This is a genomic window from Qipengyuania flava (assembly GCF_011762005.1).
GTDB lineage: Bacteria > Pseudomonadota > Alphaproteobacteria > Sphingomonadales > Sphingomonadaceae > Qipengyuania > Qipengyuania flava.
Window position 1 is genome coordinate 504,040 of sequence record NZ_JAASQU010000002.1, and the last position, 21,721, is coordinate 525,760.

Below are 21,721 nucleotides of genomic sequence, written 5' to 3' on the forward strand. Positions count from 1 at the left end.
TTTAGGGGATTTTCGGCCAGGCGTCGTCTTCGACGAGGAAGGGGCACTGGACCTTCGCTGCGGCAATGGCGAATTCGCGCAGCGTGAACGTGTCCTCGAAGACGAGGCCATAATTGGCATCCTTGCGCCACCGCACCGTGCTGCGGATGTCGGGCAGATGCTCGCATGAGATCGTCACCCGCTGGTCGATCGCGTAGATCTGCTCGCATTCGATCCGCGCGCCCTGTTGCGAGATATTGATCGTCACTGCTTCGGCCTTGCCCGATAGCGACGACACGGTCAGCGGCAGCATAAGGTTGAGCCGCAGCCCGCGCTTGGGATATTTCCAGTTTTCGCGGATCAGCCGTTCGACTTCGACCGGCGCGTCGAACTTGTAGCTTGCCTCGTATCCTTCGGATCGCACCAGTTCGAGCTCGTAGGCTTCGCCATTCTGCAATTCGAGCGCGATGGCGGCGTCGGTCGGCAATTGGTGAAAGGTTCGCACCGATACACCCGTCGCGGACACGTCGCGGATCACGCAGACGAATTCGCCCTGCCCGCAGACGAGCTTTGCCGCGCGGATGAGCGAGGTGTAGCGCGGCGCACCGCGCTGATCATTCCCGCCCTGCGAAGCATTGTCGTCCATAGCCAGCCCGGTGCTCAGTTCCATCGCAGTACAACTTCCGCAGTGCATTGCCCACCCCGAGGCCCGAAATGGCACTCGCGGTCGAAGTAGACATGAAGAAACAGCCCACCTTCGTCTGCCATTCTAGCCGGAAGTTCTTAACGACCGGCTAAGGATAGGGCGGAAATCCAGCGCTGTCCGGTTACGGGACTGGTACGGGTGGCGGGACTCGAACCCGCACGAGCAAAGCTCAGGGGATTTTAAGTCCCCGGCGTCTACCATTCCGCCACACCCGCCTCGCGTGCGCAGCCCTAGTCGCTGCCGGCGCTCCGGGCAATCACCATAGGTGCAACCGATGCGTATCAGTCGTCGTTGAGGCGACGACGCATATCCTTGCCCGGTTTGAAATAGGGAACGCGCTTGGCCGGGACGTCGACTGTCTCGCCCGTGCGCGGGTTGCGTCCCTTGCGGGCCTCGCGCTCGCGCGTCGAGAATGCACCGAAGCCTCTCAATTCGACGCGCCCGCCTTCGCTGAGACGCTGGGCGATCTCCTCGAAGAAGATATCGACCACCTGCTCGACTTCCTCGGCCCGCAAATCGGGATTGTCCTGGGCCAGCGAGTTGAGAAGTTCGGATCGAATCATTCGGGTTCTCCCCCGCGCGTACGCGCACCTGTTCGCGGAAGCCGGGCGGCACACTATCGCTTTATCGCCCAATTCCAATCGCATGAATGTGGCAGAAGCGCCGCTGGGCCGCAAGTTCACAAAGGTAAACCCTGATCGGTCAGGCCTCTGCCAGCAATTCGCGTGCTGAAACCCCAAGCCGGGCCATGCGGGCGCGTATCTCGGGCCACTCGTCGCGCAAGAAGGCTTCGCGCTCGCTCCGGCGCAGGCGATCGGCGGCGCCGGCCACGACATACATGCCAACCCCGCGTTGCACTTCGACCAGTCCGTCGTTCTGGAATTGCTGATAGGCTTTCGCGACGGTCAGCGGATTGGCGCCCTGTTCGGAGGCAAGCGCACGGACCGAGGGCAGCATTTCGCCTTCTGCATAGCGCCCGTCGATGATAGCGGCCGCGATCATGTCGCGCAGCTTGAGATAGACCGGCTTGGACTGGTTGCTCATCAGAAATTCCCCGACTGACTGCTTCAGTGCCATAATACAGCGCGGCGCGCAAGGTTCCCGCCCTGCGGCGAGTACCTAGCGGGCGCTCCCGCCACGAGACGGTCACTGCTGTAACTAATGCTTCACATGGGCGCGCAAGCCGCTAGGGTGCGCGCTTCTTCGGGGAGGAAGCCCCATGCGAGGCGGCTTCCTGAAAACAATCTAAGAGGTTTGCCACGCATGGCCACAACACAACCGGTTGACGGGGATTCGGCAGGGACCTTCCTTGGCCACCCCAAGGGTCTCTACGTCCTGTTCTTCGCCGAGATGTGGGAGCGCTTTTCCTATTACGGGATGCGCGCCCTGCTGATTTTCTACCTGACCAAGCACTGGCTGTTCTCGGACAGCGATGCGGGTGTAATCTACGGCGCCTACACCGCGCTGGTCTACATCACGCCCGTTGTCGGAGGTTATCTTGCCGACAAGTACCTCGGCCAGCGAAAGGCAGTACTGTTCGGAGCCGTGCTGCTCACGCTCGGTCACTTCTTCATGGCTTTCGAAGGCGAACCCGCAGTCGGAACGGAAAACAATCCGATCGTCCTCGTATTCTGGCTCGCGCTCGCGTTGATCATTGTCGGTTCGGGCTTCCTTAAGGCGAACATTTCGGTGATCGTCGGCCAGCTTTATCCGCGCACGGACACGCGGCGCGATGCCGCCTACACCATTTTCTATATGGGGATTAACCTCGGCGCGGCGATCGGTTCGCTGCTCTGCGGTTATATCGGCGAAACCTACGGGTGGGCCTATGGCTTCGGACTGGCTGGTATCGGCATGCTTGCCGGGCTCGTGGTGTTCGTTTGGGGCAAGCCGCTCCTGCTCGGTCGCGGCGAACCGCCCAAGCCGCTTGCCAAGAACACCGAGTGGTCGATGTATGGTATCGGGATTGCGATGGTCGGCGTTTGCTGGCTCGCGATCCAGTATCAGGATATGGTCGGCTACGTGCTCGGCCTCTTCGGCGGTGCGCTTGTGCTTTACGTCCTTTTCACGGCCGTCGTGAAGCTGCCGAGCGAAGAGCGTGATCGCATTTTCGCGGCGATGTTCCTGATCCTCACCTCGATCGTCTTCTGGGCACTGTTCGAACAGGCGGGCTCTTCGCTGAACCTGTTTACTGATCGTCACGTTGATCGCGGTGGCGTGCCCGCTTCGGTCTTCCAGTCGATCAATGCGATCTACATCATCCTCCTGGCGCCGGTTTTCGCGGTCGTCTGGCAGACCCTCGGACGCAAGGGGGCGGAGCCCAGCGCACCGCTCAAATTCGGGCTCGGCGTCGTACAGGTCGGTCTCGGCTTCCTCGTCCTCGTCTGGGGCGCCCAGTCGGTCGGTATGGAGGCGGCAGTCCCCGTTCTGTTCATCTTCCTGATCTACCTGCTGCACACCACCGGCGAACTGTGTCTCAGCCCGGTTGGCCTATCGGCGATGAACCGTCTGGCCCCGGCACATATGGCCTCGCTCATCATGGGCACGTGGTTCTTCGCCTCAGCGACCGGCAATTTTGCGGCCGGCCTGATTGCGGCGGCAACCGGTGCCGAAGGTGTCGGCGAGGAAGCGGGCAAGCAGGTTGTGCTCGATGTCTATTCGACCGTCGGCTGGTATGCCGTGGCGATCGGCGTCGGCGTCATGGTCATCAGCCCGCTGATCAAGAAACTCATGCATCTCGATACGCTGGTCGACGACACGATCGACGACGATCTGCTGGGCCAAGCCGAAGGCCCGGGCGAACCGCAAGGGGCGGGCATCCACCCGGAAACCCGCTAAGGCGCTGATCGGTCGGCCTGTCTTTCGGCGAATGGCAGCCTGACACCGACAAATGCATTTGACCGATCGGGCCGGGGCAGCGATGCTCCGGCCCGACTGCATTGGGGGTTCCATGAAGACATACACCTTGCTCGCCTGCGCGGCCGCTGTCGCGCTTGCCGGATGTTCCACCACGAGCGGCAGCGGCAATGTCGCTTCGGCCGCGACCAAGGACTGGACGGCGCCGGTCGGAAAGGACGGCAACGTCCCCTTCCCTTCGACCTACACCCCCTATCCCGGGCGCCCGACGGCGCTGGTCGGCGCCACCGTCTTCGACGGGCGCGGCGGCCGGATCGACAACGGCACCGTGCTGTTCCGCGATGGCAAGGTCGTCGCGGTGGGCGATGCCTCGCTGGCCACCGACGGCTACGACCGGATCGATGGCAGCGGCAAATTCATCACCCCCGGAGTGATCGACATCCATTCGCACCTCGGCGACTATCCCACCCCCAGCGTGCAAGCGCATTCGGACGGGAACGAGGCGACCAGCCCGATGACGCCCGAGGTCTGGGCCGAACATTCGGTCTGGCCGCAGGATCCCGGTTTCACCCGTGCGCTGGCCAATGGCGGCGTCACCAGCCTGCAGATCCTGCCGGGTTCGGCCAATCTCACAGGCGGACGCTCGGTCACGCTGAAGAACGTTTCCGCGCGGACCGTGCAGGGGATGAAGTTCCCCGGCGCCCCCTACGGCATGAAGATGGCCTGCGGCGAGAATCCCAAGCGTGTCTATGGCGGCAAGGGCCGCATGCCTTCGACCCGCATGGGCAATTTCGCGGTCAACCGGCAGATGTGGCTCGATGCGCAGGCCTATGACGGCAAGAAACGCGATCTCGGCAAGGAAACGCTCAAGGGCGTTCTCGACGGCGAGATCCTCGTCCACAACCATTGCTACCGCGCCGACGAAATGGCGCTGGTCATGGATATGGCCAAGGAGATGGGCTACAAGGTCACCGCCTTCCACCACGCGGTCGAAGCCTACAAGATCGGCGATCTGCTCCGCGAGAACGACGTCTGCAGCGCGATCTGGGCCGATTGGTACGGCTTCAAGATGGAAGCCTATGACGGCATCCTCGAGAACGCCGCCTTCCTCCAGCGCGAAGGCGCCTGCGTGGTGATCCACTCGGATGATGAGAACGGGATCCAGCGGCTCAACCAGGAAGCCGCCAAGGCACAGGCCGCCGGACGCCGCATCGGAATCGACATTCCCGATGCCGAAGTGGTCGGCTGGTTCACCTACAACGCCGCCAAGGCGATGGGCATCGCCGAGATGACCGGGAGCCTCGAAACCGGCAAGATGGCCGACGTGGTGCTGTGGAACGGCGATCCGCTGTCGGTCTATTCGCGACCCGAAAAGGTCTGGGTCGACGGTGCGCTGATGTTCGATGCAATGGATCGCAAGCGGCGCCCGGTGAGCGATTTCGAGCTTGGACAGCCTGGTGAAGGAGACGTGAAATGAAGGCTCTTGCAACGCTTCTCGCCTCCGCCGCCATCGCCCTGAGCGCGCCTGCCGCCGCGCAGAGCTTTGTCGTCACCAACGCCACTGTCGCCGCGGGCGATGGCAGCGAACCGATCGAGAGCGGCTATGTCGTTGTCGAGAACGGCAAGGTCGCCGCGATCGGCAGCGGTACGCCCGCCAGCAACCTTCCCGCGATCGATGCGAACGGCGCCTGGGTCACCCCGGGCATTTTCGCGACCGTCACCAGCCTCGGTCTGTGGGACGTCGGTGCGGTGAGCGAATCGAACGACACGCGCGCCGGGGGTGCGCCGTTCAGCGCCGCGCTCGATGTGGCACCGGTGATCAATCCCTCCTCGCAGCACATCCTCGTGCACCGCGCCTCGGGGATCACGCGCGCTGCCACGGTCACCCTGCCTTCGAGCTCGATCTTCGGCGGCCAGGGCGCGGTGATCGATCTGGGGGCTGATCCCGATGCAGTCACGCAGGCGCGCGCTTTCCAGGTCGTCGCGCTCGGCGAATATGGTGGTCGGATTGCGGGCGGCAGCCGCGTCGCCACCCACACGCTGCTACGCGCCGCATTGCGCGAAGCGAGCGCCAAGCGCGCGGCCACCAGTGCCGACATTCGCAGCGATGACGTCCTGCTCACGCGCTTCGACGCTGCCGCACTGGCGCCCGTCGCACGCGGCGAGCAGCCGCTCTACGTCTATGTGGAGCGCGCCTCCGACATTCGCAGCACTCTCGCGCTCAAGCGCGAGTTCCCGAAGCTTGACCTCGTGCTGGTCGGCGCGAGCGAAGGCTGGCTGGTTGCCAACGAAATCGCAGCCGCCGGCGTACCCGTCATCGCCGACGGGCTGGACGATCTGCCCGCCAACTTCGAGGAACTGGCTGCCACGCAGAGCAACATCGGCCGGATGGTGAAGGCCGGGGTCAAGGTCGCGCTCAACGCCGCTGCGATGGAGAACCCGCGCAACCTCAACCAGTACGCGGGCAATCTTGTTGCGCTTACCCGCATTCCCGGTGCGGAAGGGCTGAGCTGGGGGCAGGCATTTGCTGCCATTACCTCGGTGCCGGCGAGCATCAGCGGCATGGGCGGCAAGGCCGGCGTCCTCGCGCCGGGCGCCATGGGCGATCTGGTGATCTGGGACGGCGACCCGCTCGAGGTGGGTTCGATGCCGGTAAAGGTGTATATTGACGGTATCGAGCAGCCGCTCGACAGCCACCAGAGTCGCCTGCGTGAACGCTATCGCGATCTCGACACCAGCGACCAGCCCAAGGGTTACGACTGGTAGGGCGGTGAAGGACATGCGCACCACCTTGCTGGCGCTCGGCGCTGCTGCGGCGGCGGTCGGCTTTCATACGTTGTCGGCGCAGGACACTCCGCGCGACCGGTCGCAGGACATTGCCTGGATGAACAAGCAACAGGCCTATCTCACCGGACTGACCGCGCAGGAGGGGTGGCATGTCATGCCCGGCGGACTGCGCTGGCGGCATGTGGACTATGCCGGAAGCGAGCGCAAACCGAGCGTCGAGGACCGGGTAACGGTCCATTACGCAGGCACCTTCATCGATGGCGAGACCTTCGATTCCAGCTTCGACCGCGGCGAACCCGCGACCTTCCCGCTGGGGCGGCTCGTGAAAGCCTGGCAGATGGCGATCCCGCAGATGGGCGTGGGCGACACGATCGAGATCGCGACTCCTGCGGACCTCGCTTACGGCCCCGCCGGGAAGGGACCGATCCCGGGCGGCGCGACCCTGCTATTCACCGTCAAGCTGCTCGCCATCGAACCAGCCACCTGACCATCGAGCCCGGCATCTTTGCCTCGCCGGCAAAGCGTGGTAGTTATGTTGACAACGTCAACCCAGGGGTATGACCGATGGATCAGGCGCTGGTTTCCTTGCTCGCTGCGGCAGTGGCTTTTGTCGGTCTGCATTTCGCGCTGTCGCACCCGCTCCGCCCATCGCTTGTGAGCCGGCTGGGTGAAGGCGGGTTCCGGCTGGTCTACTCGCTCGTTGCGCTGGCCAGCTTCGTCTGGATCGTGCAGGCCTTTCGCGCGGTCGGCCCGGGCGGGGCGAGCCTGTGGAACGGAATGGGCGAGCTTCCGTGGCTGCTTGCAAGCCTGCTGACGCTGGTTGCGTCGGTTTTATTGGCCGGGTCGTTCCGGGCGAACCCCGCGCTTCCCGATCCGCGCGCACGCGCACATGCCGCGAAAGGGCCGCATGGCGTTTTTCATGTCACCCGGCACCCCATGATGTGGTCTTTCGCCATCTGGGCGCTGTCCCACATCCTGCTCAGCCCGACCGCGCGCCAGTTCTTGCTTGCCGGTGCCATCGCTCTCCTCGCGTTGCTTGGCGCACACATGCAGGACCGGAAAAAGGAATTGCTGATGGGTGAGGCATGGGCGGAATGGGAGAGCCAGACGGCCTATTGGCCGCGATTGACCCGGTTGCATCGTGCCGGAGGCTTGGCCTGGGCCGGAGGCATCGCAATCTGGCTTGTAGCAAGCTATGCCCATATCCACGCGAACGCTATCCCCGCAGGCATCTGGCGATGGCTGTGATGCCCGCCGGTCGACTGAACGGGGCGGGTCTGGCCGTCAGTCCCTGCAGGATGAACGGGTGATCAGCCGTCAAGCCAGCCCGTGCATCACTCGCCCTTGAAGACCGGTGCGCGCTTTTCGATCAGCGCGTCCACACCTTCCATATGATCGCCAGTCAAATGCATCAGCGCCTGCGTGTTGGCGGCCAGTTCCAGCGCGCCATCGTAGCTCATCGAGCGGCCCTGCCGCATGAGGTTCTTGGCATGGCGCAGGGCATGCGGCGGCATCATCGCGATCTTGGCCGCGAGCGCTTCCGCTTCGGGCAAAAGCGCTTCGGCATCGACCACGCGGCTGACCAGGCCCCATTCGAGCGCGGTGGCCGCATCGATCACATCGCCCGTGTAGAACAGTTCGGCTGCGCGTGCTTCGCCGATGATCCGCGGCAAGATCCAGGTCCCGCCATCGCCGGGGATGATTCCGAGCTTGAGGAAGGTGACGCCGAACTTCGCCCGATTGCTGGCGATGCGCATATCGGCGAGGCAGGCAAGATCGCAGCCAAGCCCTATCGCCGGTCCGTTGACCGCAGCGATCAATGGCACACGCAGCGAATAGAGCGCGCGCAGCACTTTGTGGATGTTGTTGCGGTAGCCGTCCGATATTTCCGGCGCTGTCCCGCCGAAGGTCCCGGTCCGTTCCTTCATGGCCTTGATATCGCCGCCCGCGCTGAACGCACGCCCGGCGCCCGTGAGGATGACGCAGCGCACCGCCATATCGGTATTGATCGCGTCGCAGGCAGCAGCGAAGGCATCGCCATCGCCGGTCGCCCCGAGCGGGTTCATCGTATCGGGTCGATCAAGCGTCAGCGTGGTGACGTGGTCGGCGGTTTCAATCTTCAGCAAGGACATGGTCTGGGCTCCCCTCTCCGGAGAACCCCTAACCATCAAACGGCGGGCGCGTCACCCCCGCGCGCCTGTCCGGCGGCTCAGGCGCGGGCCTCTTCCACGCCTGCCGAATTGTGGCGCAGGGCGGCAAGGACCGTATCGACGATATGCGGCGCGTTGAGGCCCGCCTCGTCATATTGCTTCTCGGGCGCATCCTGGTCCTGGAAGATATCTGGCAACCGCATCGTGCGCACCTTGAGCCCGGCGTCGGTCAGGCCTTCGTCGCTGGCGTAGGTCAGCACATGCGCGCCGAGACCGCCGACAGCCCCCTCCTCGACCGTCACCACCACATCGTGGCTGCGCATCAACCTCTCGATCAGCGCAGTGTCGAGCGGCTTGGCGAAGCGCAGATCGGCAACCGTCGTCGACAGGCCCTTGGCCTCCAGCTGGTCGGCGGCCTTTTTCGCTTCCTCAAGCCGTGCGCCAAGCGACAGGATTGCCACCTTGCTGCCTTCGCGCACGATCCGGCCCTTGCCGATTTCCAGCTTCTCGAGCTGTTCGGGGATGCCCACGCCCGTGCCCGCACCGCGCGGGTAGCGGAAGGCGATCGGCCCATCGTCATATTCGGCCGCAGTATACGTCATATGCGCCAGTTCGGCCTCATCCGCCGCCGCCATCACGACCATGTTGGGAAGGGTGGCGAGATAGGTGATGTCGAACGCACCCGCGTGAGTGCAGCCATCGGCCCCGACCAGCCCCGCGCGATCGATCGCGAAACGGACGGGCAGGTTCTGGATCGCGACATCGTGCACCACCTGGTCGTAGGCACGCTGAAGGAAAGTCGAATAGATTGCCGCAAAGGGGCGCATGCCTTCGGCAGCGAGACCGGCGGCAAAGGTTACACCGTGCTGTTCGGCGATGCCGACATCGAACGACCGGTCCGGATGCGCCTTGGCGAATTTGTCAACGCCGGTGCCACTGGGCATGGCGGCGGTGATGGCGCAGATTCGGGGATCGCTGTCGGCCAGCTTGGCCAGCGTCTCGCCGAACACGTTCTGATAGGCGGGCGGGCCCCCGGTCGACTTCTTTTGCTCGCCCGTCACCACGTCGAACTTGGCCACCCCGTGATACTTGTCAGCGCTGTTCTCGGCGGGAGCGTACCCCTTGCCCTTCTGCGTTACCACGTGGATTAGCACGGGGCCCTGTTCGCTGTCGCGGACATTCTCCAGCACCGGAATCAGGTGCTCGAGATTGTGGCCATCGATCGGGCCGACGTAATAGAAGCCAAGTTCTTCGAACAGCGTGCCGCCGGTGGCCATACCCCGGGCATATTCCTCTGCGCGTTCGAGCCCGCCCCACACGCGGCGGCCGAGCTTCTTGGCGATTTTCGAAGCCATGGTGCGCAGGCCGAGATATTCGCTCGAGGACACCATCCGCGCCAGGTATGCCGAAAGTCCGCCAACCGGCGGCGCGATCGACATGTCGTTGTCGTTGAGGATGACGACCAGGCGATTGCCCGCCTGTTCGGCATTGTTCATCGCCTCATAGGCCATGCCCGCGCTCATCGCGCCGTCGCCGATCACGGCAATGCCGCGCCCCGGCCGATCCTGCATCTTGTTCGCCATGGCGAACCCCAGCGCCGCGGAAATCGAGGTCGAGCTGTGCGCGGCCCCGAACGGGTCGTATTCGCTTTCGGAACGCTTGGTGAAGCCACTGAGGCCGCCGCCCTGCCGCAATGTCCGGATCCGATCACGGCGCCCGGTCAAAATCTTGTGCGGGTAGCACTGGTGGCCCACGTCCCACACCAGCTTGTCCTGCGGAGTGTCGAAGACATAGTGAATCGCGGCGGTCAGTTCGACCACCCCCAGCCCCGAACCGAGATGCCCGCCGGTCTGCCCGACGGCGTCGATCACTTCGGCACGCAATTCGTCGGAGAGTTTGCGCAGCTGCGATTTGTCCAGCTTGCGCAGATCTTCGGGGGTATTGACCGTATCAAGCAACGGCGTTTCAGGGCGGGTACTCATAACGCGGCTCTACACCGGCGGATCGCAACTGTCGATGAACGCTTTGGCTGCTGAAACAATCGCTTTGCCAGAGCGATCTCAGCTCGCGCATTCCTCGCACAGGCCACGCAGCTCGACGACCGGGCGGACATCGCTGAAGCCGGCGTCGCTACCCGCGGTGCGCAGCGCACCGGTCACGCGGTCGTCGTCGATATGCAGAGCCTTGCCGCAATCGTCGCAAATCAGGAAAATGCAATCGTGGCGGCATCCCGGATGCGTGTTCACGAGATAGGCATTCGCGCTCTCGATGCGTTTTGCGAGATTGGTCCGCACGAAGAGGTCGAGGATACGATAGACGCTGTTGGGCGCCACGCGTTTGCCGCGTGACTGCGAAAGATTGTCGGCGATATCGTAGGCACTGGCTGGCTTTTCATGACGGGCCAGCTCCTCGAACACGGACTGCCGCATGCCCGTCCATTGCTCGCCGCTGTCGGTCAGCGTGTGGCGGGCAGCCTCGACGAGATCCTCGCCTTCGTGTTCCTGATGGGCATGTGCAACTCGGGCCATGCCGAGGAGGTAGGACGCAGAGGCGCTGCGCGCAAGCTAGTCGCGCAGGAAGCGCGCGGAATAGACGCCCGGATACATCGCCTTCAGCGCCTTCACCTTAGGTGCGTCCCACCGCAGGATATAACCGTTGCGCGGGTTCTTGAGCATGAAGTTCTGATGCTCGCCCTCCGCCGGGTAGAACGCCTGCGCGCGCTCGATCCGCGTGACGATCGGCCGGTCCCAGATACCTGCTGCCTTCAGCTGCGCGAGATAGGCCTTGGCCACTGCGTTCTGCTCGGCGGACAGAGGGACGATGGCGCTGCGATAATGCGCCCCAACGTCGGGACCCTGTCGGTTCAGCTGGGTCGGGTCGGCAACCACCGAAAAGAAGATGCGCAACAATTGGTCGTAGCGGATGACCGCGGGATCATAGGTGATCCGGACGGCCTCCGCGTGGTCGGTCACACCGCTCGAGACGAGCTTGTAGCTGGCCTGCCGTTCGGTCCCGCCATGATAGCCGGACACGGCTGCTGTGACGCCTTTGACATGGCTGAAGACCGCCTCAACGCCCCAGAAACAGCCGCCCGCGAACACGGCGGTCTTGAGCCCGCCCCGCTCCTTGGCCATCCGCTTGGCGGCCGGTGCCGCCACGGGATCTTCGGCGGCATGCGCCACTTGCTGGCAGGCGGTCGCGGTGACAGCGAGCGCAGCAGCAGCAAGGGCGGCGCGCACCCGCATTAGAAGATCGACGCAACCAGTTGCGGCACCGCCTCGATCAGGTCGGTGCCATTGACCAGCAGGATGGCGAGCGCTCCGGCACCGAAGCCGATGCCGAAATTGCGGTAGAGGTCGGGGGTGAAAAGGGACATGACGGGGGGCTTTCGTTACGCTTGCCCACATGGTTACACCCGCTGCTCTTGCAGGCTCCTTAATGCGCCCGTCGTCGGCCGTTCAGCTTCCTTCGTCGATTGACAGCCTTAGTGGCGGAAATGCCGCATCCCGGTGAAGACCATCGCGAGGTCGTTGGCATCGGCCGCAGCAATAACCTCCTCGTCCCGAATCGACCCGCCCGGCTGAATGATTGCCGTGGCTCCGGCCTCCGCCGCCGCGAGCAGGCCATCGGCAAAGGGGAAGAACGCGTCCGATGCGACCGCGCTGCCGACCGTGCGCGATGCGTCCCAACCGTATTTTTCGGCCGCTTCGGCCGCTTTCATCGCGGCGATACGGCTCGAATCGCGGCGGTTCATTTGGCCCGCACCGATTCCGGCCGTTGCCCCGCCCTTGGCATATACGATCGCGTTGGATTTGACGTGACGCGCAACGGTCCAGGCGAACAGGCAGTCTTTCAGTTCCTGTTCGGTCGGCTGACGCTGCGTGACGACGTTGAGGTCGGCCTCGCTTATCGCGCCATTGTCGCGCGTTTGGACGAGCAACCCACCGGTGATCGGCTTGACCGCGAGCCCTCCGCGTCGGGGATCAGGCAGCTCGCCCGTGACCAGCAGCCGCAAGTTCTTCTTTTTGGCGAAAGCCGCCTTGGCCGACTCGCTGACGGATGGCGCGATGACCACTTCGGTGAAGATTTCGCAGATCGCCTCTGCGGTGGCTCCGTCGAGCTCGCTATTGACCGCGACGATACCGCCGAAGGCCGATACGCTGTCGCAGGCAAGCGCCTCGTTCCACGCTTCGAGCAAGGTGCCCGCCTGCGCGACGCCGCACGGATTGGCGTGCTTGACGATCACCACTGCGGGCGCGCCCCCGGCAAACTCCGCACAAAGTTCGAGCGCGGCATCGGCATCGTTGTAATTGTTGTAGCTGAGCTCCTTGCCCTGCAGCTGCTCGGCCTGGGCGATACCATGCTGGTGCGGCCCCGACGGCGTATAAAGCGCAGCCTGCTGGTGCGGATTCTCGCCATAGCGCAGCGTGACGGGCGCCTTGCCGTTGACCGCGAGAAAATCGGGAAAGAGCTGCTGCTGGTCGGCAAAGGCGAACCACTGGCTGATCATGCTGTCATAAGCCGCAGTCGCCGCGAAGGCCTTGGCAGCGCACTTGCGCCGGAAGTCGAGCGAGGTCGCCCCCGCGTCTTCGAGTTCGGCCAGCAGCGTGGGATAGTCAGCCGGATCGGTGACGATGGTGACGAACTGGTGGTTCTTGGCCGCGCTGCGCACCATGCTCGGCCCGCCGATATCGATGTTCTCGATGATCTCGTCGCGTTCGGCGCCCTTCGCCACCGTCGCTTCGAATGGATAGAGATTGACCACCACGAGGTCGATCGCGCCGATCGCGTGCTGTTCCATTGCAGCGGCATGTTCCGCATTGTCGCGCACCGCGAGCAGACCGCCATGCACCATCGGGTGCAGCGTCTTGACCCGCCCGTCCATCATTTCGGGAAAGCCGGTAAGATCAAAGACGTCGCGCACCTCGAGGCCTGCTTCGCGCAACGCCCTGGCGGTACCGCCGGTCGAGACCAGTTCGACACCCCTGGCGGCGAGCGCCCGGCCCAGTTCCACCAAGCCGCTCTTGTCGGACACCGAAAGCAGTGCCCGCTTGATCGCCACGTCAGCCACGTAATTTCACCCCATGCGTTTGAGCAGCCAGGGGAAGCGTCCCCCGCTGCGCGATGTCAGCCCCTCGACGACCAGTTGCTTGGTGGCCCGCGGGCGTCCCTGCCCGTCCACCCACAGACTGTCCTCGATCGCGATTTGCGCCTCGCCGCTATCGCCTCCGAGCCGGAATTGCCAGTAGCTTCCGTCGGGCAGCGCGAGGCCTGCACCGCGACAATCGTCGGCCAGGCCGGCCTCGATCCCGTAGCCGAGGTGGAAGCGGATGGCGAAAGCGATCTTGCCGCGTTTGCCCTGGCGGCCCGAGGGCTCGAGTACGTCCTCGCCCGACAGGCCGCTGCCATCGGCACCCAGCAGCAGCGTGCGCCGATGGATCAGCCCGAAACGCGCGGCATAGCCATTGTGCGAGGCTTCCAGCCGTGCTGCATCGCGCCCCTTCTGCTTGACGGCCGTTCGCGCGATTTCGACCTCCTCGACACCCTTGCCGATCTGCCCCTTGATGAGCACCGCGGTCGAATTGGCATCGTCGAGCACCAGCGTGGAATGGGCGGCACTGCCCCGCAGACCCTGCTCGATCCGCACCGGAACCAGTCCGCCCGCCAGTTCCCCACCCCCGCAATTGACGATGATCCGCTGTTCGCCATGCGAGAGCTCGAAGGCGAGCGTGGACGCGCAGCCATAGCGCGCATGACGCGACCTCGGCGGCGGCGCCGCATCGAGCACCAGTGTCGCCTTGCCCGCATCGACCCGCTGGTAACCCCAGTGGCGGCTGTCCTTGCCCGGCCGTGCGCGAATGCCGCTTGCCGCGATCAGGGCATCGACCCGCAAAGCCGAGGTCGCGCCCGCGCCCTGCCAGCTGCCCAGACCCCGATCGCCCATTCTCAAGGCAAGTAGCGGGGGGACGAGCAGTGCAAGCATGGTCTCGAGCGCGGTGGGCGGCTCGCGATCGACAGCGGCGTAGCAGGCGCGCAGATCAATCAGCATCGCGATCGCCTCCATCTGCGCCAGCGGGCTGCGCGACAGGACACCGCCGTCTTCGCTGACCAGTTCGCCGAGCGCGCGCAACAAGCCCATTTCGCCGAACAGGCGGCGCGGGCGGCCATCGGGCAGCAGCAGGCCGGCAGCCACGATCGCGCACCAGCCAGCAACCTGGCCGAGACCGTCCTCGGCCCGGGCAACTTGCCGATCGAGATAGCGGGCGTGCGCTTCCATCGCGTCGAGCGCCTGGCCGCGCAGGCGGGCATCGCCGCCCAACAGCAGCGGCGCATTGACCAGCCAGGCGAGCAGCCGCAGACCGGTATGCTCGACCGTCCATGCGGGCCCGCGTGCGGGCACGGGATTGGCCTTCAACCACCGCGCGAGCAATTTCTCACCCAAACCCGCGCATTCCTCGCGCGGGGCGCACGCGCCGAGATCCCGCAGCCAGGTGAAACCCTGCACCACGCGCTGCACCGGGGGGGTCAGCGGCGCGTTGCTGGTAAATTCGACCTTGTCGATCGGGACCTTGAGCCCGTGAACCAGAAATTGTCCCGCGCGCAGCGCCATTCCCGCGGCCCGCTCGCCTTCGAGCGGGCTGGCGACGGTCGCAAGCAAGCGCGGTGGCGTGGGCTTGCGCAGGGGCGCGGCAAGCACCGAACCGGGCACACCCAGGCGGTAAGCCCAGCGCACGAGGCTGTCGACCGGGCCGGTGCGCGGCGGCTGGAAATCGGCCAGCACGAGCGCGCGCGCCGGTTCGAGCGGAAGGGCTTCGGGCAATTCCTGCGGCACTTCGGCGACCAGCGGTTCGGCACCGTCGTTCAGCGGCAATGCGGGCGCAACGATGTCCCCTGCGGCGCCGGCGTCCTCACGCAGGAGGGTGCGGGCGCCGGGGCTCACTCGCCGCCCTTCAGCGCGGCGATGTTTGCGGCATATTGCTCCGGACCGCCCTTAAAGGTGGCCGAGCCGGCGACCAGAACATCGGCCCCGGCATCGACGCACAGCCGTGCCGTCTCGGCATTGACGCCGCCGTCCACCTCGAGATGGATCGGCTTGCCAAGCGCATCGATACGCTTGCGGATCGCCTCGACCTTACGCAGCTGCGAATGGATGAAGCTCTGCCCGCCAAAGCCGGGATTGACGCTCATCACCAGTACGAGGTCGACGTCCTCGAGAATGTAATCGAGCGCTTCGACCGGCGTGCCGGGATTGAGCACGACACCCGCCTTCTTCCCGAGATTACCAATCGCCTGCAGCGTGCGATGGATATGCGGGCCCGCTTCCGGGTGAACCGTGATGATATCCGCGCCGGCCTCGGCGAATGCCTCGAGATAGGGATCGATCGGCGCGATCATCAGATGCACGTCGAACGGCTTGTCGGTATGCGGCCGCAGCGCCTTAACCACGGCGGGGCCGATGGTAATGTTGGGCACATAATGACCGTCCATCACGTCGACATGAATCCAGTCGGCCCCCGCGGCGTCGATCGCGCGCACCTCTTCGCCCAGCGCGGCGAAGTCGGCGGACAGGATCGAAGGGGAAATCAAAGGAGTGGTCATGGCAGCGCGGCAGGCCTCGGGTCGCGGCGGTAATTCTGGGCCAGCCCTACGCGCGCGAAAGGAGGGTTAACAAGCGATGCGATCGCGCTTTTCCACATGGGCCGCGACCTCACGGCAGCCCGCCCCTGCAATCTACGCAGCAATTCAGCCGCAATTCAGCGCTATCTGCTAGAACAATCCCATATCCGGGGCATGCCCCGTCGTTGCCGGGACCATCCGCCGGACCGTAGCCACAAGACACGGAATACCGATCTATGAAACGCACCCTCGTCGCCACCACCGGCCTCGCCGCGCTTGCGCTCACCGCACTCGCCGCGCCTGCGCCTGCCGAAGCGCAATATCGCCAGAAGATCAGCAACAATCCCGCGAAATGTGCCGCCGGCGCGGGCCCGGCGGTGCGCGTCACGGTCACCGACATTCGCGAAAGCACGGGTACCATGCGCGTGCAGAGCTATCGCGGGACCAAGGAGGACTGGCTCGAGAAGGGCAAGTGGATCTACCGCATGGAAGCGCCCGCGAAGGCGGGTTCGATGACCTTCTGCATGCCGCTGCCAAGGCCCGGCACCTATGCCATTGCAGTGCGCCACGATGTCAACGGGAACGGCGATACCGACATCTTCGCCGATGGCGGTGCAATGTCGAACAATCCCAGCATCAACATCTGGAACCTGGGCAAACCGAGCTACAAGAAAACCCGCTTCGACGTCGGCCCGGGTGTCGAATCGATTTCGATCCGGATGCGCTACCGCTGATCGCGGCGCTTGCGCCACAGCTCGAAAAGCGCCCCCGGGGCCGCCAGCAGCGGGTAGCGTGAGCGAAAGGGCGTCACCTCGAGCGTGATGCCGGTATGTCGGTGGAGTTTCCAAGCGGCATAATCGGCCGCGCCGTCGAATGTCGTGGTGGCCTTGGCCAGACGCAACAGGTTGAGCGGCTTGCCCAGCCGGGCCCGTCGGCGCCACCAGCGCAAGACCCGGTTCCTCTCGTCCGGCGCGAGCGACGGGCACAGCGTCGTTCCGTCGCGCGCATATCCGATTCCATCGGCCTGCCAGGCGAGCGGCAGAAGCCCGTCGAAATGCGCGGCATTGACCTCGAGGATCGCGTTCTCGCGACCAGGCTTCTCGACCCTGAACTCCGCCTCGTAAGTGGCACGAAACAGCGCCCGCCAATAGTCATCCGCGGATCCGCTATCGGGCCCGACCGCTGCCGCCAGCCGTGCCGCGGTGCGCGCGGCCGATCCAAGTGCATCGAGCACCGCACTGCGCGCGGTCTCATCGGCATGCCAGGCAAGAGTGGAGGGCTGGACGAAACGGGCCCAGATCGTCGTGTCGCGCGACGTACCCCCGGCCGCCTGCGCGAATTGCGCAAGCGACATGGTCGCGATCTTGGCGCGCAGCCGGATGCCCGAATGGTCCCATTCGCGATAGCTCACCCGCGGCCAGATACGTTCGCGCTGCGGCCCAGGCAGGAGCACGTAGAAATCGAGTACGCCCTCGATCGACCCCGTGCGCAGATTGGAGCCGTAGAACAGGACCGCCACCCCACCGGCTTCTTCCCCAAGCCGGCGTGCGAAAGCGGCCACCTCATCGCGCACGGGCCGTTCGAGCGTCGCGGCGATGCGATCGGCAAGCGTGTCGGTCACGGGGTGACGAAGGTAAGTTCCGGTCCCTGCTCGACCCGGTAACGGCCCGGAGGAAATGCCTCGCCATCGAGAATCACCGGTTCCGTGACTTCGATTTCGAGCCCTTCGGCACCGAGCTGGTGCAAGCCCGCCTTGGTAAGCCAGGCTGGTCTCCAGCCGGTCAGCACAGCGGGGAGCGCCGCCAGAAGCCTTCGCCGCGGATGATCGAGCACGGCGAGCTTGATTCCGCGGCTCGCAGGATCGAACAGCTGGATTCCCATCGGCATGCGTTCGAGCGTCGAGGCGAGCATCACATGCCGACGCGCACGGTTGCCGTGGCCCGAGCGCGCGATCGGTTCGCCCTCCGGCAGTTTTGCGATCCGCATCGACGTTCCGCGGCGCCACTTGTTGCGATCGCTCCCGAACAAGGCCTGCAAGATACCCCAGGCGGAAGTCGCGCCGACCGCGAGGCTGTTGAAGAAGCCGAGCGAATGCGCATCCTGCCCGGTCTCGATGCCCAGCGTGAAAGCCCCCGCGCCGAAGATGAAGCCGAGCATCGCGGGATCTTCATTCCCTACGCGGCTCACCGCCAGCGGACGGCGTACCAGCTGGTGGCCGGTGGTATAGGCTTCTATCGCGCCCTCGAGCGACCAGTCGGCGGGTGCGCCGATATCGACATTGAGCGCATTGGTCTTGCCCTTGGGCAGTACCGCGATGGCGGGCCAGCGGTCGGCGAAAACCGCTTGCCCCATGGTAAGGACATCGCGCACGGTGCCGTCGCCGCCGTTGATGACAAGAAAATCGATCCCGTCGCGCGCGAAGCCGGCCAAGGCATGCGCGATCTCCTCGCGGGTGCGCGGCTGTTCGACCGTGATGCTGTCGGCGCCGGTGCAGGCGAGATCCTGCCCCTTGTTGCGGTGGCTACGCGGATTGTAAATGATCCCGATCCGCGGCTGGGGCGCACGGCGGGCACGATAGATCGACCGGCGCATCGGCGCCGCGACCACGCTCTGCCGGTGAGGCAGGCTATCGAAATTGTATATCACCCGGTCCATGAACCTTGCACCTTATTCGCCCCCGCGGCCGCATACCTAGGACTTTTTCGTCAAATTGTAATAGTGTCGCACGGCATTCTGCGCCAGGCGAGGGCGGATGTCCGTTCTTAGCGGCCACTTTCTGGCGCTGCGCTTAATTGGCCGCCGCACCAGCCGCGGCTCCCGAATCGCCAATGCAGGCCAGCTGAGCGTGGTAGAACCAGCCCTCGCGTCCGTCGGTTTGTAAAACTGCGAATTCTGCCTAAGGTCGGCACTCCAAACAGGGGGCCTGCCATGAAATTTCCAGCCATTTGCGTTGCCGCGTTGCTTGCAACTTCCGCCTCGGCGGAATCCCACGAATATCGCGTCCTCTTTGGCGGCGACGATGTTGGCGGACTGGAAGTCGAAACCGATGGCGACAGGTCGACCATCGTGTTCGACTACAAGCAGAACGGCCGGGGGCCGACCATTGCCGAGACGCTGAAGCTCGATGAAAGCGGCATGCCGTCCAGCTGGGCGATTACGGGCCGCACGACATTCGGGAACCCGGTGAACGAGACCTATGCCTGCGCCGATGGCAAAGCAGACTGGCGCGATGCGACCGGACCGGGCTCGGCCGATGCGTGCTCCTTCTATATCGACCAGAACGGCAGCCCCTGGGGCATTTCCTTGCTGGCCAAGGCCCTGCTCGCGGAACCGGACGGCGAACTGGCGGTGCTCCCCGGTGGTACCGCCCGGATCAGGGCGCGTGACAGCGCGACCTACGATGGTGCCGGCGGGACGGTGACCGTCACCACCTACGAAATAACGGGCCTGTCGACTAATCCGACACACGTCACCCTCGATGAAGAGCTGCAATTGTTCTCGGTCGCCTCGCCGCGTTTTGCGATTGTTCGTGAAGGCTACGAAGGCGCCGACGAGGCGCTGCGCGCCGAAGCCGAGCGTTATTCGACGCAACGCTTCGTCGAGATACAGGCGAATGCCGCACGCAATTTCGGGGGCCCGGTACGCATTCGCAACGTGCGCATCTTCGATCCCAAGACACTCGCGGTGACAGAGGCGAGAGACGTCGTCGTAAATGGCGAGCGCATCGCCAGCATCCAGCAGGTGGGCAGCACTCCGACCGAAGGCGAAACCGTGATCGACGGTGCAGGGGGCACGCTCGTCCCCGGCATGTACGAAATGCACGGCCATATAGGCCAGGACAACGCGCTGATGAACATCGTGGCCGGGATCACTTCCGTCCGCGACATGGGGAATGAAAACGCTGTTCTGGACGGGCTGATCGAACGAATTGCCGATGGCACGATAGCGGGCCCGCGCATCAGCCGGTCGGGTTTCATCGAGGGCAAGTCCGAATTCTCCGCAGCCACCGGCGAGATCGCCGCCAACGAACAGGAAGCCATCGATCTCGTGCGGTGGTACGCCGCGCGCGGCTATCCGCAGGTGAAGCTATACAATTCCATGAACCCCGAATGGGCGGCTGCCGTCGTGGGCGAAGCACACGCCCTCGGCATGCGGGTCGCCGGCCATGTGCCCGCTTTTTCGACCGCCGATGCCATGATCGATGCCGGTTTCGATGAAATCACGCACGTCAATCAGCTGATGCTCGGCTGGGTCCTGAACGAGGGGGAAGACACGCGCACATTGTTTCGTTTCACCGCGATGCAACGGTTTCCTTCGCTCGATCTCGAAGGCGAACTGGTCCAGTCGACCCTCGACAAGATGGCGCGGAAGGGCGTGGCCCACGATCCCACCATCGCCATCCACGAATTGGGTTTGACGGCCATCGACGGGGAGATTCCGGCGGGTTCGGTCGACGTGTTCGACAACATGCCCATCGACACGCAGCGCGCGATGAAACAGGCCCTGTTCGGCACGGACAGCCAAGCGGAAAGAGATGCCTACATAGCTGCGTTCAAGACAATCCTCGAAACGCTCACCTTGATGAACGACAAGGGCATTTTTCTGGTCCCCGGCACGGATCTCGGCGGCAGCTTCGCGTATCATCGCGAACTTGAGCTGTTCGAAAAGCTCGGCATGACCCCGGCGCAGGTCTTGCGGCGCGCCACCTATGACATGGCCGAATATCTCGATCAGGATGAGGACTTGGGTTCGATCGAGCGTGGCAAGTACGCGGACTTCTTTCTGGTTCCCGGTGACCCGACCGCGAACCTCAAGGAAATCAAGCGTATCCGCATGGTCGTGGCGAACGGGACGGTCTACTTCCCGAGCGAAATCTACCCCTATTTCGGCATCGAGCCCTTCGCCGACGCCCCGCAAATACTCACCGGGCCACAGCCTCTGGAAGACTGAGCCACGAGGGGCCAACAGGCTCAGACCGGATCATCGCGGTTATGGCGGTTATGGCGCACCCGACAGGATTCGAACCTGTGGCCTCTGCCTTCGGAGGGCAGCGCTCTATCCAGCTGAGCTACGGGTGCATGTCGCTTCGAGCGAGCGCGCCGCTTAGCAAAGGCGCGACGGGCTCGCCAGTCATAAAACGCGCGGCATGGTTCGTACGCCGCAATACCGCGTTAGGCTTTTCTCAAGGATGGCCGATTAGCCCTCGCCAGCATGAACGCGATGGCGAACGAGTTCGATCTGGCGCAGGCCACCATGCTCCCACCGATGCCCGGGGCACCGCGTGCGGCGCCCGACGCCGCAGTGCTGTCGGAGCAATGGGCCGCGGTGCACGAGGCGGCTGGCGCAGTGGGTGGTCTCGCCCAGTTGGGCCGCGAAACGCTGGGCGAGGATATCGCGGACCTTCCCGAACGCGCTGCCCAGCGCGGGGGCTGGCATTTCGAAGCCGCCGCGCGCGGAATCGACGATCTCGCCGCATTCATGCAACCGGGTCTGCGCGCACTGCTGGCACTGACTGCCAAGGGGCAGGATACCACTGCGGCAGCGCTCACGCTGTGGCGCGAATTCCACTGCGCGCGCAATGCGATCGTTGACGTCGTAGATAAGGGATAGCCTCCGCTAGAGGTCG

At 64.5% G+C, this 21,721-nt stretch carries 21 protein-coding genes and 2 tRNA genes; 8 read left to right on the plus strand and 15 right to left on the minus strand.

Going from position 1 to position 21,721, the window contains the following annotated elements:
• Nucleotide 1: 1 nt before the first annotated feature.
• From FHS69_RS09050 to FHS69_RS09065, 4 genes are all read right to left on the minus strand, one after another.
• A complete protein-coding gene (locus FHS69_RS09050) occupies nucleotides 2-649 on the minus strand; it encodes a PilZ domain-containing protein (RefSeq protein WP_067675273.1) in 648 nt (215 codons plus the stop codon).
• 166 nt (nucleotides 650-815) lie between these two features.
• A tRNA-Leu gene (locus FHS69_RS09055) sits at nucleotides 816-900 on the minus strand.
• 66 nt (nucleotides 901-966) lie between these two features.
• On the minus strand, nucleotides 967-1,248 hold the full coding sequence (locus tag FHS69_RS09060; protein WP_067465501.1) for an integration host factor subunit beta: 282 nt from the start codon (nucleotides 1,246-1,248) through the stop codon (nucleotides 967-969).
• Between the two features lie 139 nt (nucleotides 1,249-1,387).
• The gene (locus FHS69_RS09065) at nucleotides 1,388-1,729 is read right to left on the minus strand and encodes a GntR family transcriptional regulator (RefSeq protein WP_067465498.1); all 342 of its coding nucleotides are present in this window, start codon (nucleotides 1,727-1,729) and stop codon (nucleotides 1,388-1,390) included.
• 219 nt (nucleotides 1,730-1,948) lie between these two features.
• On the opposite strand from FHS69_RS09065, the gene FHS69_RS09070 reads away from it, so the two are divergent.
• From FHS69_RS09070 to FHS69_RS09090, 5 genes are all read left to right on the plus strand, one after another.
• Complete coding sequence (locus FHS69_RS09070; RefSeq protein ID WP_067465494.1) at nucleotides 1,949-3,523, plus strand: peptide MFS transporter; 1,575 nt, start codon at nucleotides 1,949-1,951, stop codon at nucleotides 3,521-3,523.
• 112 nt (nucleotides 3,524-3,635) lie between these two features.
• Nucleotides 3,636-5,018: an amidohydrolase gene (locus tag FHS69_RS09075; protein WP_166777429.1), complete on the plus strand. Its 1,383-nt coding sequence runs from the start codon at nucleotides 3,636-3,638 to the stop codon at nucleotides 5,016-5,018.
• Nucleotides 5,015-6,307, plus strand: a complete 1,293-nt coding sequence (locus FHS69_RS09080; RefSeq protein WP_166777430.1) for an amidohydrolase family protein — start codon at nucleotides 5,015-5,017, stop codon at nucleotides 6,305-6,307. Before FHS69_RS09075 ends, FHS69_RS09080 begins: the two co-directional genes overlap by 4 nt.
• Nucleotides 6,308-6,320: 13 nt before the next feature.
• Nucleotides 6,321-6,815, plus strand: coding sequence for an FKBP-type peptidyl-prolyl cis-trans isomerase (locus FHS69_RS09085; protein ID WP_166777431.1), 495 nt, complete (start codon nucleotides 6,321-6,323; stop codon nucleotides 6,813-6,815).
• 77 nt (nucleotides 6,816-6,892) lie between these two features.
• Nucleotides 6,893-7,576, plus strand: coding sequence for an NnrU family protein (locus FHS69_RS09090; protein WP_166777432.1), 684 nt, complete (start codon nucleotides 6,893-6,895; stop codon nucleotides 7,574-7,576).
• A gap of 86 nt (nucleotides 7,577-7,662) precedes the next feature.
• On the opposite strand, the gene FHS69_RS09095 is transcribed toward FHS69_RS09090, so the two are convergent.
• From FHS69_RS09095 to rpe, 8 genes are all read right to left on the minus strand, one after another.
• Nucleotides 7,663-8,460 carry a crotonase/enoyl-CoA hydratase family protein gene (locus FHS69_RS09095; protein ID WP_166777433.1) on the minus strand — a complete coding sequence of 266 codons (798 nt, stop codon included), beginning with the start codon at nucleotides 8,458-8,460 and terminating at the stop codon, nucleotides 7,663-7,665.
• Between the two features lie 77 nt (nucleotides 8,461-8,537).
• The gene (gene dxs, locus FHS69_RS09100) at nucleotides 8,538-10,460 is read right to left on the minus strand and encodes a 1-deoxy-D-xylulose-5-phosphate synthase (RefSeq protein ID WP_166777434.1); all 1,923 of its coding nucleotides are present in this window, start codon (nucleotides 10,458-10,460) and stop codon (nucleotides 8,538-8,540) included.
• A gap of 78 nt (nucleotides 10,461-10,538) precedes the next feature.
• Nucleotides 10,539-11,006: a Fur family transcriptional regulator gene (locus tag FHS69_RS09105; RefSeq protein ID WP_067465477.1), complete on the minus strand. Its 468-nt coding sequence runs from the start codon at nucleotides 11,004-11,006 to the stop codon at nucleotides 10,539-10,541.
• 36 nt (nucleotides 11,007-11,042) lie between these two features.
• Complete coding sequence (msrA, locus tag FHS69_RS09110; RefSeq protein ID WP_166777435.1) at nucleotides 11,043-11,723, minus strand: peptide-methionine (S)-S-oxide reductase MsrA; 681 nt, start codon at nucleotides 11,721-11,723, stop codon at nucleotides 11,043-11,045.
• Nucleotides 11,723-11,854, minus strand: a complete 132-nt coding sequence (locus FHS69_RS13910) for a hypothetical protein (RefSeq protein ID WP_257604999.1) — start codon at nucleotides 11,852-11,854, stop codon at nucleotides 11,723-11,725. The genes msrA and FHS69_RS13910 overlap by 1 nt, the downstream gene beginning before the upstream one ends.
• A 108-nt stretch (nucleotides 11,855-11,962) precedes the next feature.
• On the minus strand, nucleotides 11,963-13,549 hold the full coding sequence (gene purH, locus FHS69_RS09115; RefSeq protein ID WP_166777436.1) for a bifunctional phosphoribosylaminoimidazolecarboxamide formyltransferase/IMP cyclohydrolase: 1,587 nt from the start codon (nucleotides 13,547-13,549) through the stop codon (nucleotides 11,963-11,965).
• 6 nt (nucleotides 13,550-13,555) lie between these two features.
• Nucleotides 13,556-15,418 (minus strand): heparinase II/III domain-containing protein, encoded by a 1,863-nt coding sequence (locus FHS69_RS09120; RefSeq protein WP_166777437.1) that lies wholly within the window; start codon nucleotides 15,416-15,418, stop codon nucleotides 13,556-13,558.
• Nucleotides 15,415-16,077, minus strand: coding sequence for a ribulose-phosphate 3-epimerase (rpe, locus tag FHS69_RS09125; protein WP_067501140.1), 663 nt, complete (start codon nucleotides 16,075-16,077; stop codon nucleotides 15,415-15,417). The genes FHS69_RS09120 and rpe overlap by 4 nt, the downstream gene beginning before the upstream one ends.
• Before the next feature lie 254 nt (nucleotides 16,078-16,331).
• On the opposite strand from rpe, the gene FHS69_RS09130 reads away from it, so the two are divergent.
• On the plus strand, nucleotides 16,332-16,829 hold the full coding sequence (locus FHS69_RS09130) for a DUF2141 domain-containing protein (protein ID WP_067465462.1): 498 nt from the start codon (nucleotides 16,332-16,334) through the stop codon (nucleotides 16,827-16,829).
• Here the strand turns inward: FHS69_RS09130 and FHS69_RS09135 are convergent.
• Nucleotides 16,820-17,716 carry a hypothetical protein gene (locus FHS69_RS09135; protein ID WP_166777438.1) on the minus strand — a complete coding sequence of 299 codons (897 nt, stop codon included), beginning with the start codon at nucleotides 17,714-17,716 and terminating at the stop codon, nucleotides 16,820-16,822. The genes FHS69_RS09130 and FHS69_RS09135 overlap by 10 nt on opposite strands.
• Nucleotides 17,713-18,750, minus strand: a complete 1,038-nt coding sequence (locus FHS69_RS09140) for a diacylglycerol kinase family protein (RefSeq protein ID WP_166777439.1) — start codon at nucleotides 18,748-18,750, stop codon at nucleotides 17,713-17,715. The genes FHS69_RS09135 and FHS69_RS09140 overlap by 4 nt, the downstream gene beginning before the upstream one ends.
• 273 nt (nucleotides 18,751-19,023) lie before the next feature.
• Between FHS69_RS09140 and FHS69_RS09145 the strand changes: the two genes are divergently transcribed.
• A complete protein-coding gene (locus FHS69_RS09145) occupies nucleotides 19,024-21,045 on the plus strand; it encodes an amidohydrolase family protein (RefSeq protein WP_166777440.1) in 2,022 nt (673 codons plus the stop codon).
• Nucleotides 21,046-21,096: 51 nt separating this feature from the next.
• Here the strand turns inward: FHS69_RS09145 and FHS69_RS09150 are convergent.
• A tRNA-Arg gene (locus FHS69_RS09150) sits at nucleotides 21,097-21,173 on the minus strand.
• A gap of 133 nt (nucleotides 21,174-21,306) precedes the next feature.
• Between FHS69_RS09150 and FHS69_RS09155 the strand changes: the two genes are divergently transcribed.
• Nucleotides 21,307-21,705 (plus strand): hypothetical protein, encoded by a 399-nt coding sequence (locus tag FHS69_RS09155; RefSeq protein ID WP_166777441.1) that lies wholly within the window; start codon nucleotides 21,307-21,309, stop codon nucleotides 21,703-21,705.
• Nucleotides 21,706-21,721 lie beyond the last annotated feature (16 nt).